The sequence below is a fragment of the Thermopirellula anaerolimosa genome (assembly GCF_054657335.1).
Genome location: NZ_BAAHYX010000006.1, coordinates 1,124,573 through 1,143,555, shown reverse-complemented (window position 1 = coordinate 1,143,555; position 18,983 = coordinate 1,124,573). Strand labels below are relative to the sequence as shown.

Here is an 18,983-nt window from a genome sequence, read left to right as displayed (position 1 = left end):
CTCACGGTGAACCGCAAGATCGGTGCAACCCGCCGACCAATTTTCGGTACCTTCCTCCCGCCGAGCCTTTTACTCATTCTAGACCCGGAACCACGGCGTCTCAACGGATTCCCGGCGGTTGGGTGGTGACGGGACAGCCTCCTGAGCGGTTAGGTTCGGCGCGAGACGGAGGAGGATTGGCAGCGAGTTGCGGGGGAGACGGTTCAGCACACCGATGGACCGCGAGGGACTCGCACGCGCGCGACCCGGCGGTGGTTGAATTGAATGGGAGACTGCCGCCCCCCCGCACGAACTTCGATCGCCTTATCAAGCCGCAGGTGCGTTACAGGGCTTTAGGCCGAGTTTTTGGAGCAACCAAACGGCGGGGCACCAATTCGTGAAGGCCGACTGAAGCAGATTCAGTCCCGCGAAGAGTGTCAGGAAGAGCCAGTTTGGGCTGTGCACCATCGCCAACACGACACTTGCGGTCACAACCACGCCCGCCATTAAGCGCAAGCCACGTTCTACCGTCATGGGCTATTTCCTCCTCATGTTCACTTGACTCGTTCGGACACCTAAGAGAGCATCGCGAAATTGGATCGTTTCACGTTTTGCCGTCAACGATAAGGCAATCCGGATTGAGCGCCTGCCGGCACCGTTTTCGCCGCCCGATTCGTGGACGTTGCTTCCTCCTCGCTTTTCAGTTCATCGTCGGCGGTTTCCGGCGGTTCGGTACTCAGGTAGTTTGGGGGCAGAGAGCACCCCGTCGAGCAACTGCCGCTCATACAGGTTGGGATGCCCAGCCAGGGCAACACCCAACGATTGAGCGCGAACCAGGATGCAAAGATCACGAAGAACAGCAGTATTTCCTTCCCATTCATGGTCCAGTACCTTTGTACCTTTCGAGAGTTTGTCGATCCGTGATTCGTGCGCAGATTCTAGGCTTGCCGGTCGCCGGCGAACTTCTGCTGCCACTTTTCCCGCAGGATGCCGCAAAGCTTTTGATGGAATTCCGCAGGCAGTTCGTAGGGCTGTCCGGATTTGTACAGCGTGACCGTCTTGCGGATGTTGTCCACCACGATTTGGCAGGGATTACACCCCTCCAAATGCTTAGAGAACTCCTCGCACAAGGCGGGATCGACCTCGCCGTCCAAGTAGTCATTGAGCGCCAGCAGCAAGTCTCGGCATTTCATGGCGTTTTCCCAATCAACGGGACCGATCGACGCGACGTCGCCCATCGTGAGCGTCATCATGGATGGACGCCCGACGCAGTCGATGGGTTACAAACCGCAGTCGTCACTTGATGGTACGATGGCGACGCTGCATAAAGAGTCACCCCTGGGAGATCATGTGTTCCCGCAGGGTGTTGGAGCGGCCGTCGTTAACCCGCGGCGAACTCCCGCCGAAGGCGAGGTTGAGGCGATTCGTGACGCCCGGAGCGCCGTGTCCGCTACAATAGTCATAGTGTGACATCGCACGACGCGGTGTCGCTTCGCTTCGATGCCGTCCCAATTGACAGGGTGTCTGCCATGAATGCTCAACCGGCCTCCAATGGTGACCCGGGAAGCCAACCTGAAGTCCAAACCATTGTTCCGCGTGCGATGATTGACATTCCGTCTCAGGCGATCGTCAGTCGCATCCTTCTGAAGAATGCGTCCGGTTCGATTACTCTGTTCGGCTTCGACGCGGGCCAAGAGGTATCGGAACACACGGCGCCCTTCGAGGCGATGATCCAAGTCCTGGAGGGCTCGGCCGAGGTCTCCGTGGCGGGAACATGGCATACCGTCGGCGAGGGACAAGCGATCCTGCTGCCTGCCGGCGTTCCTCACGCCGTTCGGGCCAAGCAGGCCTTCAAGATGCTGTTGACGATGCTGCGAAAAGCGTGAGCGTCGTGCCGGGCGAAGCTCGCCGCGGCTTGCAGTTCCTAGCGTATCGGCGTTCGATGACGCACTTGCAGCAAGGCCGGGCCGATGACGCCGGAGGGAATCAGCGGTGTATCCTTCCAGGCCACTCGCCACGAGATCGAATAGGGCATGTTCGTTTCGGTGAACTTGCGGTCGCCGACTCCAAGGGCGTCGCCGACCAAGCGATTCGACCAAGTGTTCGCCACGCGGATCGTGAGCCGATTCTTTCCCGGTCGTGCCGCAGACGACAGATCCACTTCGAAGGGCGGCGTCCACAGCGTCGCCAAAGGCTTCTCGTTAAGCCAAACTTCCCCGATGGATCGCACGTCGCCCAAGCTCAAGACGAGCGAGCGATTGTGCCAATCGCCTTCCGGCAGGGAAAACTCCGTCTGGTAGACGGCCATGCCCGAGAAATAACGCACGCCGGGGTCGGGGTGCTCAGTCCACGAAATCAGGTCGTCGAGTACGATTTCTTCGGGCGCGCCCCAATCGGAGGGAAATCGGACGGTCCACGGAGCGCTCAGCGCAGTCTCGGAACCAGGCTCCACGCGCACGGCGATCTCACGCCCGCCCGCGAATCGGACGAGGTATTCTCCCGGTTGATCGCTCTCCAGTTGCGGCGTGCCGTCGGGGCCGGGTTGAATCGCAATCCTCGAGGCGTCTCGGTCCGTCGCCTGGCGGAAAAGCACTTCCTTGCCGTCGCGAAAGACCGATACGATCGGGTCCTCGCTCGCGCGGGATGCATTGGCGGAAAACACCACGAAGATCGATCCGTGCGGAGGCAGACTCAGCGGGACGGTCGTGCCGCGCTGCGATTTCCGATAGGCGAGACAGGGCACAATCGATGCCTGGTAGGGGTCCCACATTTCGGGCGGACCGGGAGAATCACGAAAAGTCAGCACAAGCTGACGACGATGCGGCAATCGGTTCCAAACGAAATACACTTCCGCGTCCGGCAAGCTGCGATGAATGAAATCGATGTCGGCTTCGTCGCCATCAACCGGCGCGACATCCGGCGAGACGCCTTGTTCGGCCAGGATGTCGCGTAGCGGCTTTCCGTGGACGGTGCGACCGGCACCGTAGCGATGCTCCGCCGTACCGTTGCCGTTGTCCTCGCCCCAAAGTTTGTCCGCCAAGCTCCGGACTCGATCGTCGCATTGGGGGTAGTTGCTCAGGGAATTGCCGCGGAGCGGTCGCGGGCCGACGACCGTCAAGCCCTGTTCGACCAACTCCGCCAGCTTGGCGAGTACCTCCGGTTGGATTTCCCGCTTGGCGGGGAGCACCAAGACGGCATAGGACGTCCCGTTGCCGAAAGTCAGTCGACCGCCCTCCACGCGAGCACGGGATAGCAAGACCTCGGCATTGACGACGTCGTAATCGAACCCGAAGCCCAGCGAAGGGTCGATGTGCTTCTGCGGCACGGTATTGAATCCCTGATCGCCGTAGTAATAGCAGACGTCCGCGACGAAGCGGCCTTGCTGGAGCAGAAACCCGGATCGGGCCAAATATTCCACGAAGCTCCCGGCCATGGGCCACCACGCGATGTGGGGCGAGAAGTGGGTGCCCGCCGTGTAGACCCATCCTGGCAGGCCGACCTCAGGCGGTCGATGTGCCGCCGTATGAAACGTGAAATGATTAGTGCCCTCGCAGAAGGCGCGATCGGCGAGGGGCTTCAATTCCGCGGGCCCGTCTTGCCAGTGACGCCAACTGGTAAACGCCTCCATGTCCACGAGCGGTTTCCCGTAAATGTGCGCAGCGGCGGCAGTCTCTTTGACCACCCAAATGTTGTGCTCCTTCCAGAACTCCCCCCGCGGAATATCGACGGCCCCTTGAGCTTGCAGGGCGTCCACCGGCACTTGGTGGAGGGGCAGTCCCGGCCCGCCTGCCTCGGCGCAGAGCAGCAGTCCCTCGGCTCGCGACAATTCGCTTGCCCGGCGGTAAAAGGCATCCACCAAAAGCTCGCCCAAAGTCTTGCGGAAATCGTGCAGAAAGCGGCGGTTTCGATACTCATCGCCGACGAGGCAACCGTCCAGCACGGGCAGCAGCCGTTTCATGTCGTAACCCCGCCGTCGCCGGAATTCCTCGAGGAAACCGGGCGTCCACGTCGCCCCGCGAAGTTCGTAACTGCAAACGTACATTTGCTTCAGGGCGGTTTCGCCGAGCGGTCCCAACTCCGCTTTCAGAGGCTCCAGAATGTGCCGAAAATGCCATTCCGTGGCGGCGGGGTTGAAATGATCGATCGCCAGGCCGGCCGAATTGGGACTGGGGAGCACCAGCTTTTGGCCCGTGTTCGCACAGACATACCGCCGGACGAGATAACGCCCGGGCGGGATCTCCACCCGCAACCTACCGCCGGCATCCAAGCGGTCGCTCCAATCGAGTATCTGTGCAACATCCTCTACGACGGGCGGGGGCAAGCCTGCCGAAGACCAAGCGCCCCGGGGACCGCTGCGAGTGCCGTCATGAATCGCCGAGGCCGACCAGGGGCCGTCCAGCTTGAGTTGAGACGTGTAATCGAGCAGCTTTCCCCCGGTTCGGCTGCCGTCTTCGTGCAAGGAGGTAATGACGTTGCGCCCGTCGGTCGAGTACAACTCGAACTCTCCCAATTCGATACGTTCCTGGGCCGGATTGTGCCCGTCCAGGATTCGCAACTTGACGAATCGGGCGGGCCGGGCCGGGAAATCAAAGCGTTGCGGTTCGGTGTTTGCCTCGAGTCGTCCGCGGACCACCGATTCGAAGCTCTCCGGTTCGTCGGAGAAATCGGAAATCAAAATCTCGAAGTCGCGTGCGAAACGATGCAGCGGGCCGGTCGCTTCGGGGTCCGTGCTCGCGGTATTGCACAGGATGGCGTGATCGACGATGTATCGGCCCGGGAAACAGACCTCGAAAATGAACTCGTGAGCGGGTCGCCGTCGTTCGATAGGGATGGCCAGGACCGCGACTTCCCGGGCGAAGAGCGGGCGGCCCTGGGAGTCGCGCGGGGCGCTTGCGGGCAATTCCGGAAAAGCCAATTCGGCGTCGAAGGTCCCAGGCCCTTCGCAGACGGTCTCCGAGGAGAATAGGCCCATGGCGGCGTACTCGGGCGTAACCCAGGGGCCTCCCGCGTTCCAACTACTGGAGGTGATCAAGCCGACCTCCAATCCCAGACGCCGAGCCTCCCGCACGGCATGGGCGATCGATTTCACCGATTCCGGACCCATGAAAGCGGGACCGGCTGGGATTCGGTTGTCGGGATCACGGGCTCCAATATCGAAGATATACACGCCGCGGATGCCGTTGCGCTGGAATTCTTCCAATTCCTGAGTCATCTGCCGATGGTCTACGTGGCCGTTGAGCCAACACCAATAGACGGCGGGACGAGCGATGTCCGGCGGGCTGACGAAACCTTGACGCAATTCAGGCGGACTGCCCACCGCTCCTTCGGAACCGGTACCGCAAGTTAGCGTAGCGGCAATGGCGACGACGACGCCTAGACAAGAACGCTTTTGACCTAGCGCGGCCATGACGTTACCTCGGGTAGAGAGTGCTGAGAGGGTGTTTCTTGCGACGCGGTCGGGCGAACGAACGCACTTGATTCGGCTCACACCTGGATTCGCCCGACACGGTGTCGCCAGTGTAACGCGGAAGGGGCACGCATCACAAGAAAGCGAGTCGATATTCCGGAGGGCGAGCGATTACTGTCGCAACGCCCGGTTTTGCTGCCGTGCACTGCGGAATTCGCGATCGCGTCCCGAGCCTGCTACGGAAGGATGGCCGGGTAGCCTGTGTCCGGGTAGTCGGGAATCGGCTCGACGGCCTCCGCGGCAGCCCTGAGCCTCTCTTGCAATCCGGCGGCGGAAGGCTCCGGCGGGGGCAGACGCCGCACGCGCCGCGAGTCGGGGACCGATTCGCCGTGAGGATTGTGGGGGCGCAGCGGCGGTGGACCGGGCGGTTCCGACGCAACGGGCGACGCGACCCGCAACTCGTCGCCCTCCCGTTTCGGCCAGACGATCGGTTCCAACGGAGGAGCCTCGTCGTTCTTTGGACCTGCTCGGGCATGGCCATTTTCAAACCCGGCTCCTTCCAATTCGGCCGTCCCGAATTCGCAGCCGTCGTCGCCCGGAGATTGTTTAGCGGTTTCTCGCCTAGTTGCGGAGAAGGCGGGAGTGGAGATCGCCTCCTCCGTCTCACCCTCGAGTCTGTGGCGGCCCTCGATGTCGTTGTGCTGTCCCCATCGCTGCTGGACGGTTTCGGATGGGATTCGGGCAATTTCCGTCGTCGTATTCCGGGATTCACGCCCTTGCGATTTGGCAGAGGTCGTAGATTCGTCGCGACGACCTTGCCGTCGAGGGGAGAGGATTTCCCTCGCGATGTCGAGTTGTGGGGAACCGGCCTGGAGGGATGCCGGCGGCGGGCTGGGATATCTCCTTAGCTCTCCAGAAAGCTCTTGATTTGCAGGTAGTGCATCCTTCTCCGTAGTAGCATTGCCGGCGTCGCGCGGCTCGACGGATTGGTGGGGCGGCGAAGTTGGTGTCTGAAGCGAGGCGACCAAGCTTGGCGCCTGTTCCGGTGATCGATTGGGGCTGAAAGCGGTACTCGCCGGGGGAGCGGTAGCGGGGGTGTCGGTTGAGTCGTCGGGTTGACCTCGCCAAGAAGGACTGATTGGTTTGGCACCGCCGTTTTGTTGACGGGAGGTCTTGACGTAACGGCGAACCTCTTCCTGGACCTGGGGATACAGGAAGATGTTGGCAAGTATGCATATCGCCGGTATCACAAGAACCGGCAGAATCATCGGCCGTCGAGCCATCAAGACCTGGATTGTGCGAGCATTTTGTGAGAATACGCGATTCCGCCCGATCGCGACGGAATTATCTTCGCAAAGATACACCACGACGGCGCCGCGCGCCGCGAGAAACGCGAGAGAAGCGAGCGTTGGCCGGGTGAATTGATGTCAAATTAGACCGCCGGCAACGAATAGCGAAGATAATGGGGCCGGTGCCGACTTGATTCGTCGATCGGGTTCCGGTGGCCGTCCCCCGCCGCGATGCACAGCGTCGCGTCACCACGGTTGGTCAGGCCGGGAGAAAAAGGTAGGATGAAGAAGTCGCGTCACCCAAGTTGGATTGTTCGATGAAAGATTGATGGATGGAAATTCGCCCGCCTTCGAACGACGGTTATGAGCGTCTGCCGGACGAGCGACTCACGGATTGGGCGTTTCCCGTGCATATCGCAACGAATCGGGAGCGCTCTGCGGACGAAATCATCGTCGCCGAGTTAGTGTCCCCGCCACCGCGTCCCCCGCAACGACGTCGGCGAAACTGGCCTTTGTTCATCGGTCTGCTTTTGGCGACGTGCGTGAGCACCTTTCTGGCGGGCGGCGGGTTGCACTCGGTCTGGGACGGATTGGTTTACAGCGTCTGTCTCATGACCATCTTGTTCTGCCATGAGATGGGGCACTTCCTCCAGGCGGTCCGGTATCGGGCACCGGCGACGCTGCCGATTTTTCTCCCTATGCCGTTTTCTCCCATCGGGACATTCGGCGCGGTGATCGCCATGGACACTCGGCGACTGAATCGGCGGCAGCTTTTCGATATCGGCATCACGGGCCCGCTGGCCGGATTGATCCCATCGCTGATCTTTTGCGTAATCGGACTGTATTTTTCCGAGGTCAAACCGATTCAAAACGGTCCAGGTTCGATCCAATTGGGTGAGCCGCTGATTTTTCAGTGGTTGGCGAGACTCTTCTTCGGAGAGATCCCCGCTACGCACACGGTGTACCTCAATTCCATGGCCTTCGCCGGGTGGGTGGGGCTATTGATCACGTCCCTGAATCTTTTTCCGATCGGGCAACTCGACGGCGGGCACGTCCTGTACGCCCTGCTCGGTCCCGCCGCAAACCTCGTGTCCCTGTTCGTGCTGATGGGGGCGACGGCGGCGGTGGTCTTGGGGGGATATTGGGGATGGATTCTGCTCTTGTTCCTGCTCGGGCTGATGGGACCGGAGCACCCACCCACGGCGGACGATCAAGCCCCCTTAGGCTGGAGGCGGCGCGTCCTCGGTTGGATGATTCTCTTCCTCCCGATCATCGGATTCACGCCGCAACCGCTCATGCTGTGAGTTTTGGCCGCCGTCGATTTAGGCCTCGCGTCGCCCACAAAGGCGCGAGGTCCGATTTCCTTGGGGATCGACCCGGTTCATCTTGCCGTTGAGACCTCGATGAGCCGGAATCTCCTGGCAAGAAAATGCAACAGGGTGTACCGTTTTGATACACCCTGTGGTTTCGGTTTCAACGGAGCGAGGGTCGAGCCCAACCCAGACCGTCCGTCAGGTCAGGACACGTCCAACTCGATATCGTTGATGGTCAAGTCGGCATCGGAACTGCCGGAATCGGACAGCCGACTCCAATCGATATCACGGGTGTCGTCCTCGCGATCTTCCAGTTCGGCCTCGCGCTGGCATTTGATGCACAGCGTTGCGTACGGAAGGGCGGTCAGGCGTGCCATGGGGATGCTGCATCCACACCCTTCGCAAATGCCGTACTGGCCCTCTTCCATGCGCTGCAAGGCCTTTTCCACGCGGAGAAGCTCGCGGCTCTCCAATTCGGCGAGCTTAGAGCTGATTTCGTCCTGGACGGAATCCAGGGCGAAATCGACAATGTCTCCGCCCGCCTCGGTTTTGATTTCCTTGAGGAGGCTCAAGTCACCCGCCAGCGCCCGGCGCAAAGCCTCCCGCCGCTTCAGCAGAATCTGCTGCATGTTCAGAATGGATTGTCGTCGGTTCATGACCCTTCCACCTCGGTGTCCGATCTTAGAAGCAGCTGAAGGTCCCCCCCTCAGTCTTTCTTCTTCGAACGACCCCTTCTCATAAGTTGCCGTAAGCCGTCGTTCCTTACCGGTCAAGACATCCGAATTGCTTGAGACCGGTCCAACCCAATCAAAGCATCTCAAAAGCACTCTTGAGAGAAACTCGCCATCGCAAGTATAGTACGCTTAGCCTAGTCGTGAGTTTCACAAAAATCGGGAAATTCGGCCTGAAACCACAAATGGAGCGTCGTTTATCGGCAAAATCTCCCCATTTCTCCTAAGTCTACATATTTACGCGGTAAGTTCCGGCTTAACCGCGAGTCGTGCCGCACCGATGGGATCGAGAGGTAGTTAGACTACTGCTCCGACCCGACGGTTCGCGCAGAAATCAGCGAATTCCAGCCAGCGCTCCCGAACCCCGTCCGCTTCGGATTTCGTGGCCGTTCATGGATTCAGGCCCAACTGCCGAAACGAGCGCGGCCCGGACCAGCGATGTTTTCACGCCGCCTGCGGAATGACCCCGACCCGGCTTCCCACCGACGACGGGCACACCCCCTACCGCTCTGGAATTGCTACCACAAGATCGGCAAAAGCGAAAAATATATCCAGAGCTTTTTCTTTTATCTATTCCCTAAACGGGTGGATCGGGTCCACCAGCTTGACGATCCGTTCCGCGTGACCTAGATCATTGCAGAGACTCGAAACCAGCCTCTCCGGTCACGCATCCAACCCGCCGAACCTGCCACCTTGACTGATCCGGAACGCTTCCCCGGAATTTGCAAATGATATGCCGCGACGAAAAGAATTTCCGCGAGTAGTACCGCTCAAAATCCGTGGGATCCTGAAGCCAAGCAATCATAACGACGAAGAGACACTCGGAAAATAACTCTTATAGGGGGGCGCTGCGGATTGCCGCGATCTTCATTTAGAGGAATTTAGAGGAATTGGTTATGTCCACTGCGGTCGAGAACCGTTCGTTGCAACCCGACTTAGGCTCCGGCGGGCGTCGTCCGTTGGTGTTCCGCGTTCGCGGAAGCTCGCAAGATGGGCGGGAGGTTCGCCTGCACGCGACCCGAATCAGCATCGGTTCGGCTGAAGGTTGCACACTTCGCATCCGCGCGAGAGGCGTCCAGCCTGTGCACTGCTTTGTCATTCACGGGCGGCGGCGCACCATCGTGCGTCCCACACACGATGCCACCTTGCTGAACGACCGAGCCTTCTCGGAGGCGGAACTGCGGCATGGAGACCTATTGCGAATCGGTCCCGTCGTCCTGGAGTACCAGGATGACGCGCACGAAAGCCCAGACTCCCCGTCCGCCGGACACGCCGGCGATGCCGACCGAAATGAAGTGCCCGAGGGACTGGGTAAAGAAACCGAAGAGCGATCTCACCGGGAGGAGAGGCTGCAACGCCGCGAGGAGACGATTGACCGCCGAGAAGAAGAGTTGCAACGTCTCGCGGACGCTTTGCGACGCCGTGAGGACGAACTTGCAACTTGGGAAAGTCGCCTGACGGAAAAGGAAAAGCGGGTCGAAGAACTGGAGGCGGAGTGCGGCCAATTGGCCGAGCAACATCGGCGTGAATTGGAAGCGTCGGCCGACCGCTTGGCACGTGCGGAGGAAGCTGAGCGTAACCTTGCCGCCAAGGAGTATGAGCTACGGCGTTGGGAAACGCGGATCGCGGAACGGGAGACGCGTCTACAACAAGATGAGGAGGAACTCCGCCGCCGCGTCGCCGAGGTTGCCGCCCGGGAGCGAGAGTTGTCCGACCGGGAAGACGCTCTACAACGAAAAGAGCAAACCATCTCCGTGTCGTCCGTTCCCGCGGAGTATCCCTCCGCCACCGTCCCGGAAACGTCAGAGGTCAACAACAAGCGCGATTACTCGGATCCGTTTGAGCCGACGACCTCCGCGCGACCATCCCACGACGGGCACAATCTCGTCGTACCGGAGTCGGTCCGTGAGACGCCCTTGAACGCTCCCAAAAGCGACGAGGACGAAGCGACTTCCCTGATTTCCGCGAAATGGTTGCGATGGCAGGACGGGGACACCGAGGAGCCTGACCGGAGCGGGGAGCGGGATGTGAACCGCTTCGAATCCGGTACCGGCCTGGCGGGCGATCCCGGTGCAAACACCGGGGCTCCCCGCGCCGTCGATTCCGACACCGATGAAGTCGATACGTACATGCAGTCCCTGCTGTCTCGTGTGAGGGGTCGGGACGAAAAGAGGCATGCCGCACGGGCAACCGCGGACGGCGATGGAACCATTGGCTTGCGAGACGGGGGACCGCAACTGCGAAGCGTTGAAAAGAATGAGCGTCCCAAGGCGATGCCCGCCCGAAAACGCCCGCAAGCCGCGGAAAAATCAGTGGATTTCGCGGCCATGCGGGAACTGGCTGTATTGGCATCTCAGGGGGCGATCGATCGCTACGCGAAGGCCAAACTCCGCACGGCCATGCAAGGAAAACTGGCCGTCATGGCGACGGCCTTGGGTTGCGGTCTGCTTTTGGGGGCACTCGCCTGGGCAGGCCGACTGCCTGCCTTCGGCGTGTACGGCATCGTCGCCGCCGCCATGGCGCTTTTGGTTTATGCCTTGCAGTACGCGATCTTGAGCGGGAGACTCATCGTCAATCCGCGGGGGCAGTTGCAATTGGCGGAACGCCGGATTTCGCGCGAAATGTTCAAGCTGCAAACCGGCGACAAAGCCCCGCTTGGGACCGACGACAAGGCTCTTCCAGCACCGCAGGCCGACGTGCGGGACGCTTCGGTCGAGTGAGCCTTAGCGGTATATTGGCATTCGGATCATGACTTTGGGATCCTCCCATTCGAACAAGACGCCTGCTTTTTCGGATGTCATCCATTGGTAGTGGGAGTCTTTCAACGACCCCAACTCGATGTCGCCGTCGGAGACTTTCCTGCCGGGCAGACGGCCCTCGGTTAGGGCAGCCTCGATCCGTTTGAAGTGCGGCGACCACAAGACTACGTGGTCGTCCTCCTTCTTGATGCGTCCCCAGAAATAACCGTCTCCGGGTTGATCCCCGAATTCGGCGAATTCCTTTACCGGGACCGAGAAAAAGAACCAACCGCCCGACTCACGAATCTGGACGTGGAGAGTTCTCATTTGAATTCGCTCGTCTTCGACGGCTACGACGGCAAGGTCCAATTTACCTGCTTCGGCGTCGGTCACCTTGGCTACAAAGAAACCACCGAAGCCCGGTACCTGCCATGTTCCGTTCCATTCATCCGGCACGAGTGAGACGGGCGACGTTCCCATCGGTTCGGTGGATCGCACGCCACAGCCGGAAGCGGCGCACAGAACCCCGGCGGTGACGAGCACCGCGAATCCCACGGACTTGCTCATGACCTACCCTCCTTTACCTTGAGACGCACGACGAACCACGCCCTGGGGGCGGCAACGAGCTCGGCTAAAGTTCCGCCCCAGCGGCATCATTATAACAGTGCTTCCGGCGTGAAGAAAGAAGACACCGGGTAGGGCGGTAAATTTGTTCGGCGAGACGGCGCGGGGGCTGACGTCTTTGGCCGCCAAAATGAGGGCAAAAGAAGGGCCGAACTGGTTTTCAACGAGGCTTGCGCCGGGCGGACTTGCGAGCCTCGCCGCGGTCCGATTTGCCCTTGGGAGAGGATTGCGTGGGGCTTGGGCCGCGGGAACCCTCAGCGGACTTGCGGGGTCTGCCCGGAGAGGTCTTTTTCCCGCTTTCGGCTTCCGAGCGACCTTTGGTACGCCGGTCCGAAGGCTCGGCTTTGGCTTTGGGCTTGCGACCCGCCGGGGCCTCCGTCTCTTCCGCCGCAACTGATTCCCGTTCGCTCGCCTTGCCTACCGGTTTCGCCGCCGTTTCCTCGGAGGCTTTGGCGCGAGGCTTTCTTCCGCGTCGTTTGGCCGTGGGTTCCGCTTCGCCGTCCGCCGCCTGCGCGGACGACTCCGCAGCGGGCGCGGGAGTCTCGGCGGGCGCGGACGCCGCGGCGATTTGCCGCTCCCAAGCCTCTAATCGTTGGAGCGAGTTCGGGTCGATGTGCTTCAGGATTTTCACGACCGTCGGATCACGACGATCGGCGTAAAAGGCGGACGCCCAATCGTGCAGCATGGCGGCGAAGGCGAGGCCTTTGTTCTTCGGAATCGCCCGCTCCAATCCCGCCACGCTTCGGGTCCGCATTTCGGCCTCGTCAGCCAGACCCGCCACAAAAAGGACGGCCAGTGCGGCGTCGTCGAGGGGGATCGTGTGACCGCCCAAGGCGTGTTGCACCACGTACGATCGCATGAAGGGCGTAACACCCTTGATCTTGTCGATTCGTTCCAGGGCCTGGTTGATCGTCAGTTTTCGCAACCCCTCCAGGTCGAACGAGTAAGTGCTCTCGAAAAGGGATTGGAGCGGTTGTTTGATCCGAAGAGCGGCGCCGGTGGGATCCGGTAGTTCCGACGCGATCTCGGCCAAATCGCGCACGGTGCTGACGCGGACTTCGTTCCAGTCGAAAAACTCGGTGCGCAACCTGCGAAAGGCCTCGGATGCCGCAGCCCGGCGTGCGTTTTCCAACAAGGCCGCGAAAATCAGATGATCCAGAACGGTTTCGCAATCCTCCGTCGCGTGGTCGGGCCGATAGTGTTTGGCCAGCAACTGCTGCAAGCTCGTGAACTGGGGAACTCGGCTCGGGGGACTCATATGCGACCTGTCAAGCAAGTGGAAAACAGGATGGCGTCCGGACGGATCACTTCCGCGGCGCATAAGGCCGACTCACACGGTCGGCGGACGATCCGCACGCTCTCCGTCGTTCGCCGGGGCTTCCGCCTCGTTCGTCTCCTTATCGCCGGAAGCTTCGGAGGTCGAAGCCTCGGAGGATGGCGGCAACACCTCCGCGAGGATTTGCGTGATTTCGATAGATCGTTTGACTCCTTGGTCCAGAACGAATCGCAGTCGGGGCGTGAATCGAGTTTCGATCTTTTCAGCGCAGCGAGCTTGGAGAAATCCGGCCGCGCTTTCCAATCCGTGGAGCGCCAAACGCTGACGCTTCTCGTCGCCCATCACGGAGACGTGAACCTTCGCCGTTCGCAGGTCTTCGGCGACCTCCACGTAGGTAACGGTGACCTGGGCGACGCGAGGGTCCTTGACCTCGAACAAGATGGCCGAGCTAACGACCTGGCGAACCGCTTCGGCGAGTTTCAGAGCACGGCGTGACGTCATGTTGTCCGTATCCAAACCGAGAGGAAAGGCTCATCGCGAGTGAGAGCAAGTCGCCGTACCGCGGAAAACGAACACTTTCGGGTGCACCGAATGGCGGTTTCTCGAGGGCGCGTGCGGCAACGGCGCTGCGCCTCACACGCTTTGGACGGCATCCTCCAGAGTCCGTTTGACTTCCTCGATGCGGTACGCCTCCAGCAGGTCCCCTTCTTTGATGTCATTGAATCCGGCCAACTTGATACCGCATTCCATGCCTTCTCGGACCTCGCGTACATCGTCCTTTTCTCGCCGCAAGGACTCGATCGGATAATCGCCGATGATTCGGCTTTGCCGAATGACGCGCAAGTGGGCGTCCCGCGTGATGTTTCCGGCCAAGACGCGGCATCCCGCCACGCTGCCGATGCGACCGATGTAGAAGACCCGCTGAACCAAGGCGCGGCCGATATCGACCTCCCGCTTTTCGGGACGGAGCATGCCTTCCAAGGCCGCCTTCAAGTCGTCGGCCACTTGGTAGATGATGTCGTAGCGGCGTATTTGCACTTTGAGTTGTTCGGCGAGTTGCCGGGCCTCTTCGTCGGGCACCACGTTGAAACCGATGATGATGCCGTCCGAGGCGTCCGCCAGGTGCACATCCGCCGCCGTGATGCCGCCCACCAAGGCTTGAACCACCTTGATCTGCACTTCGGGATTCTCGATCTTTGTGATCTCTTTGAGGATGGCCTCGATCGAACCGCGGGTATCGGCGCGGAGAAGAATGTTCAGCGACTTCTTCTCATGCGACTGCGACATCTGATCGAACAGGTTTTCCAAAGTCACATGCGCGCGCACCGGCGTCAAGTCACGGCGGCGCATCTGCTCGGCGCGATGCTCGGCGATGCGTCGGGCCAGGGCGATGTCCTCCACTACTACGAAGCGACTGCCGGCCTCGGGAACGCCGTCCAAACCGATCAAATCGACGGGCGTGGAGGGACCGGCCTCCTTCCACCGCTTTCGCGAATCGAGCGTGTCGTAGAGGGCTTTGACGCGACCGTGCGCCGTGCCGCAAACCACGATGTCGCCGGGCCGTAAGGTCCCTTTCTGGACCAGCACTTTGGCGACCGGGCCGCGCCCCGCCTCCAGTTCCGCCTCGAGGCAGGTGCCGCAGGCGGGACGGTTGTAGTCCGCCTTCAGTTCGTGCAGTTCCGCCAGCATCAGCAGCGTATCGAGCAATTGCGGAATGCCTTCGCCCGTGAAGGCGCTGGTGCGGATGACTTCGACGTCGCCGCCCCATTCGCTGGGCACCAGTCCCAGACCGGTCAATTGTTGCATCACTCGCTCCGGTCTCGCGCCCGGCAGATCGACCTTGTTGATGGCGACGACCACGGGCACTTCGGCGGCCTTGGCGTGGCTGATGGCTTCTTCGGTTTGGGGCATCACGCCGTCGTCCGCGGCGATTACCAGGACCACGAAGTCGGTGCAATTGGCCCCTCGGGCCCGCATGGCCGTAAACGCCTCGTGTCCCGGCGTATCCACGAACGCGATCGATTTGCCTTCCTTCTCGACGCGATAGGCGCGGATATGCTGGGTGATTCCGCCCTTTTCGCCGGAGGCGACGTGCAACCCCAATATCTTGTCCAAAAGCGACGTCTTACCGTGGTCCACGTGGCCCAGGAATGTGATGACCGGCGGGCGAGGCTTGAGGGCGGCCTCGTCGTCGGGACGATTCCAGATGGCGTCCACTTCGCTTTCGGGATCCGTTTCGGCGCGAAAGACCACTTCCAAGCCCAGTTCGGCGGCCAGCAATTCCGCCGTGGCCTGATCCAAGGAGGCATTGATGTTGGCCATGGTGCCCAATTCGAACAGCTTGGCCAGCACGCGCTGCGAGGGCAATCCGAAGGCTTCCGCAAACGAACGAACCGTGCAAGGGAGTTCCAGTACCACGCTGCTCTTCCGAGGTGCGGCGGTCGAGACGCTTCGCGTGCGTCGCAACCGTGTTGGACGGACGGTAACGACGGGTTCGTCATCGACGTCGTCGGCTTTGACGTCGACCGCGGCCCGCTTCTTCTTCAGCTTGGCGGGCGGAGTGGCTTTCAGCCCCTCCATTTCATCGCCGAGCTTGCCGCGCCGACCGCGTTCGCGCGGCAGTCCGGGCGCGACGACGTCGGCCTCGTCGCGCGTCCTTTCTTTGATTCCTTTACCTTTCCCGACTTTCCGCTTTTCCTCTTGCTGACGCATCAGGTGCTCAGCCAGCGGCTTGGCACCCAGCTTGGAGGCTCGCAGGGCCTCGATGGGCAGCTTCATGTCCGGCTTTTGCGGCGGCGGTTCCGTCGATTTGGCCGGGGCGATCGGTTGCGGAGCGGGCATCGGCGCCATCCTCGCCAACCGCGGCGCAGGGCGATCGGGTCGAGGTCGCAGCTTCTCCTTGCCGGGTGAGGCCGTGGACGCACGGCGCGAGCGCAGAACGGGAATCGGGCGGGCCGCCGGGGGGCTGGAGTCCGGTCCGTATGGCGGTTCTTGAGGCGGCGCGGTTCCGGGTTCCTCCTTGGAGGCCTCGGGCTTTTCGGCGGCTGGAGCCAACTCCGACGGGGCGGCGGTCTCAACCTCGCCGACGGTTGGCGTCTCTCCTTCAACTACTTCAGCCGAAGACGGAGCGGCCGTAGCGGGGGCCTCGGCTTCCGCCGAAACCGGCGTTGCTTCGCCCGTGCCGACGGCCGATTCCGCTTCCGCGACGACGGCGGATTCCGCTTCCGTCACCTCAGATTCCGAAGCGACAAATTCCGGGGTGGGGGGAGGTGTCTGGGGTTCGGCCGCGGGCAAGATTTCGGTCTCGCCTCGAGTTTCCTCGACCGGCGCAACCGGCTCCGGAGTCACGGCGGTCGTTTCGGCGGGCGGCGGAGATTCCTGCGGTTGGTCCGCAGTGGCTTCCTGCACGGTCTCGCGCGCGGGCAGCGTGGGCAAACGGTTGGGCTTGCGATCGAGGACGGGGACTTTGGTCGACGTCACGCCGGTCGGGGGAACGTAGTCTTCCGGACGGATCGGGCGGGCCGCCGCCGAATCCGCCGCGGTCGCAGTGCCGACCCGCGCCCGCGCCGTTCGCCCCTTGGGTTGTTTGACATAATCGCGGATGCGGGCGACTTCTTCGTCCGACAAACTCGCGAGGCCGGACGTCTTGTCGCTCATCTGAAGCTCTTTGCAGATTTCGAGAATGGACTTCGTCTCGAGCTTCAGTTCTTTTGCCAAAGCGTAAATACGTGTCGCCACAAAATTCCCTCCGGATTCCTACGATCCCCGCTCGCGGAACCCTTGATCACTTTCACTCTTCAACCATCGCACGCTCCTTCAAGCTTTCGCCGCAAATCGGACGCAAGCCGAGACGACCGCGCGGGCAGGCCGTCCCTGGGAAAGCGAGAATTCTCGGCGCAAGCAAGGCTTCGACCCCCGCCGCGAATTCCCCGAGCGTCCGAGGCTCACCATTCGGCGTCGGTTAATCCTCTTCTCGGACGACCGTTGCCGATGCCGGATTCCCCTCCACGGATTCACTCGCATCCGTGGGAGAATCCGCGACCTCGTCGTGACTCTCGGCGGTATCCTCCACCGGCGGCGTCTCTTCTTCTTGCCCTTCCAACTGGGAAGGATCGGCCGAATCGCTCGGCGGAGGTGAGCCTATATCGCCTTCCGCGGCAGCGGCGGCGGCTTCACGCTCCCGTTGACGCTGCTTTCGGCGCTCTTCCGCGGCGATTTGGGAAGCCTCTTCCGCCTTCTCTTCGGCTTGCGCGATGATATGGTTGACCTGGTCTTCCGTCAGGCCGCCCATTTCCATCAGGTCTTCCGGTTCAATCACCGAAAGGTCTTCGTAAGACAGAAATCCCTCGCTGACCAATCGGTCGGCCAGTTCCTCCGTCACCCCCTCCAAGGACGCAAAGCCCATCAAGGCCTGTTCGAGTTGTTCGTCGAGTTCCTGGCGGGTCATGATCTCGATGTCCCAGCCCACCAGTTTACTCGCCAACCGAACGTTGTGCCCCCACTTGCCGATGGCCAGCGACAATTGGTCTTCCGGCACCAAAACGATGGCGCGCCCCATCATCTGGCAAAGGATGACCTCCTCGACTTTCGCCGGTTGCAAGGCGTTGGGTATAAGCGTCAGCAGGTCGTCGTCCCATCGCACGATGTCGATCCGCTCGCCCGCCAGTTCTTCAACGATATTGCGAATCCGGTTGCCTCGCACGCCGACGCAGGCACCCACGCAGTCCACGCGACTATCCGCGCTGTACACGCCCACCTTCGATCGGTAACCCGGCTCCCGGGCGATGGATTTGATTTCGATCACGCCTTCCGCGATCTCGGGAATCTCTTGCTCGAACAATCGGGCGACGAAGCTGATACGGGTACGGCTGAGGACCACGCGCAAGCGAATGCCCTGCTTGGAAACCTCGGCGACGATGGCGCGGACACGTCCGCCGGGTTGGTAGGATTCGCCGGGAATTTGCTCGCTACGGGGGAGAATGGCTTCGACGCCGGGAAGAGCAACGATGACCGCGCGAGGCTCGACCTTTTGGACCGTTCCGGACACCAGTTGATTGATCTGATCGTTGTATTCGTCGAATAGTGCGTCGCGTTCGGCCTCGCGAATCTTTTGGATGATGACCTGCTTGGCGGCTTGGGCGCCGATCCGCGCGGCCAACTGGGCGGGATCCAAAATCTCGTCGCCGCGGCGGCCCGTGATTGTGCCGTCCCGTCGATCGATGGTAATCGTAATGTCCTCGTCCTCGCCGAATCGCTTCCGTGCCACCGAGACCAAAGCCGCTTCGATACTTTGGAAGATCACTTCCTTATCGATGCTCTTATCTCGGTGGATGACGTCCACGATCCTGAGCAGTTCGTCAGGGTTCATCGCCGATCCGTCCACTCCTTCCGTTCTCGACAGAGGCACGGACTTGATTGCTCTCGGACAAAAGCATACACCGACCTAATACGTGCCCGAGCGCGGCAGGTCACCGCATCTCCGAACACGCTTCGGCCGGTCTGTAAGACAATATTGTACCCCATCCGCCAAACCGCGCCCAACCGGTGGGGGCGATTTGACGCCGGCGGCAAATGACGGCGACGAAACCTTGCCCAGGCAATCTCATCAACATATCAGTCCCCCCTT

The 18,983-nt window shown here is 61.2% G+C and carries 14 protein-coding genes; 3 read left to right on the top strand and 11 right to left on the bottom strand.

What is annotated here, in order from left to right; translation table 11 throughout:
* Positions 1-306: 306 nt before the first annotated feature.
* The 3 genes from ACYQ6J_RS10315 to ACYQ6J_RS10305 all read right to left on the bottom strand — a co-directional run bounded on the left by ACYQ6J_RS10315 (position 307) and on the right by ACYQ6J_RS10305 (position 1,232).
* Positions 307-513 (bottom strand): YgaP family membrane protein, encoded by a 207-nt coding sequence (locus tag ACYQ6J_RS10315; protein ID WP_460184099.1) that lies wholly within the window; start codon positions 511-513, stop codon positions 307-309.
* Between the two features lie 83 nt (positions 514-596).
* Positions 597-860 carry a hypothetical protein gene (locus ACYQ6J_RS10310; RefSeq protein WP_460184098.1) on the bottom strand — a complete coding sequence of 88 codons (264 nt, stop codon included), beginning with the start codon at positions 858-860 and terminating at the stop codon, positions 597-599.
* A 57-nt stretch (positions 861-917) separates the two neighbouring features.
* The gene (locus ACYQ6J_RS10305) at positions 918-1,232 is read right to left on the bottom strand and encodes an anti-sigma factor family protein (RefSeq protein ID WP_460184097.1); all 315 of its coding nucleotides are present in this window, start codon (positions 1,230-1,232) and stop codon (positions 918-920) included.
* 276 nt (positions 1,233-1,508) lie between these two features.
* Here ACYQ6J_RS10305 and ACYQ6J_RS10300 point away from each other — a divergent pair, with 276 nt between their 5' ends.
* The gene (locus ACYQ6J_RS10300) at positions 1,509-1,865 is read left to right on the top strand and encodes a cupin domain-containing protein (protein ID WP_460184096.1); all 357 of its coding nucleotides are present in this window, start codon (positions 1,509-1,511) and stop codon (positions 1,863-1,865) included.
* 38 nt (positions 1,866-1,903) lie between these two features.
* Here the strand turns inward: ACYQ6J_RS10300 and ACYQ6J_RS10295 are convergent, their stop codons facing one another.
* Both ACYQ6J_RS10295 and ACYQ6J_RS10290 read right to left on the bottom strand, forming a co-directional pair.
* A complete protein-coding gene (locus ACYQ6J_RS10295) occupies positions 1,904-5,386 on the bottom strand; it encodes a glycosyl hydrolase (RefSeq protein ID WP_460184095.1) in 3,483 nt (1,160 codons plus the stop codon).
* Positions 5,387-5,622: 236 nt separating this feature from the next.
* Positions 5,623-5,883, bottom strand: a complete 261-nt coding sequence (locus ACYQ6J_RS10290) for a hypothetical protein (protein ID WP_460184094.1) — start codon at positions 5,881-5,883, stop codon at positions 5,623-5,625.
* A gap of 1,124 nt (positions 5,884-7,007) precedes the next feature.
* On the opposite strand from ACYQ6J_RS10290, the gene ACYQ6J_RS10285 reads away from it, so the two are divergent.
* Positions 7,008-7,979 carry a site-2 protease family protein gene (locus ACYQ6J_RS10285; protein ID WP_460184093.1) on the top strand — a complete coding sequence of 324 codons (972 nt, stop codon included), beginning with the start codon at positions 7,008-7,010 and terminating at the stop codon, positions 7,977-7,979.
* 212 nt (positions 7,980-8,191) lie between these two features.
* On the opposite strand, the gene ACYQ6J_RS10280 is transcribed toward ACYQ6J_RS10285, so the two are convergent.
* A complete protein-coding gene (locus ACYQ6J_RS10280; protein WP_460184092.1) occupies positions 8,192-8,644 on the bottom strand; it encodes a TraR/DksA family transcriptional regulator in 453 nt (150 codons plus the stop codon).
* Between the two features lie 971 nt (positions 8,645-9,615).
* Here ACYQ6J_RS10280 and ACYQ6J_RS10275 point away from each other — a divergent pair.
* Complete coding sequence (locus ACYQ6J_RS10275; protein ID WP_460184091.1) at positions 9,616-11,439, top strand: FHA domain-containing protein; 1,824 nt, start codon at positions 9,616-9,618, stop codon at positions 11,437-11,439.
* Positions 11,440-11,442: 3 nt separating this feature from the next.
* Here ACYQ6J_RS10275 and ACYQ6J_RS10270 read toward each other — a convergent pair whose 3' ends face one another.
* From ACYQ6J_RS10270 to nusA, 5 genes are all read right to left on the bottom strand, one after another.
* Positions 11,443-12,024, bottom strand: a complete 582-nt coding sequence (locus ACYQ6J_RS10270; protein WP_460184090.1) for a hypothetical protein — start codon at positions 12,022-12,024, stop codon at positions 11,443-11,445.
* Positions 12,025-12,241: 217 nt separating this feature from the next.
* A complete protein-coding gene (locus ACYQ6J_RS10265; protein WP_460184089.1) occupies positions 12,242-13,339 on the bottom strand; it encodes a hypothetical protein in 1,098 nt (365 codons plus the stop codon).
* A gap of 72 nt (positions 13,340-13,411) precedes the next feature.
* Complete coding sequence (rbfA, locus tag ACYQ6J_RS10260; protein ID WP_460184088.1) at positions 13,412-13,858, bottom strand: 30S ribosome-binding factor RbfA; 447 nt, start codon at positions 13,856-13,858, stop codon at positions 13,412-13,414.
* 132 nt (positions 13,859-13,990) lie between these two features.
* Positions 13,991-17,095 (bottom strand): translation initiation factor IF-2, encoded by a 3,105-nt coding sequence (infB, locus tag ACYQ6J_RS10255; RefSeq protein WP_460184087.1) that lies wholly within the window; start codon positions 17,093-17,095, stop codon positions 13,991-13,993.
* Between the two features lie 223 nt (positions 17,096-17,318).
* On the bottom strand, positions 17,319-18,725 hold the full coding sequence (gene nusA, locus ACYQ6J_RS10250; protein ID WP_460184086.1) for a transcription termination factor NusA: 1,407 nt from the start codon (positions 18,723-18,725) through the stop codon (positions 17,319-17,321).
* Positions 18,726-18,983: the final 258 nt, after the last annotated feature.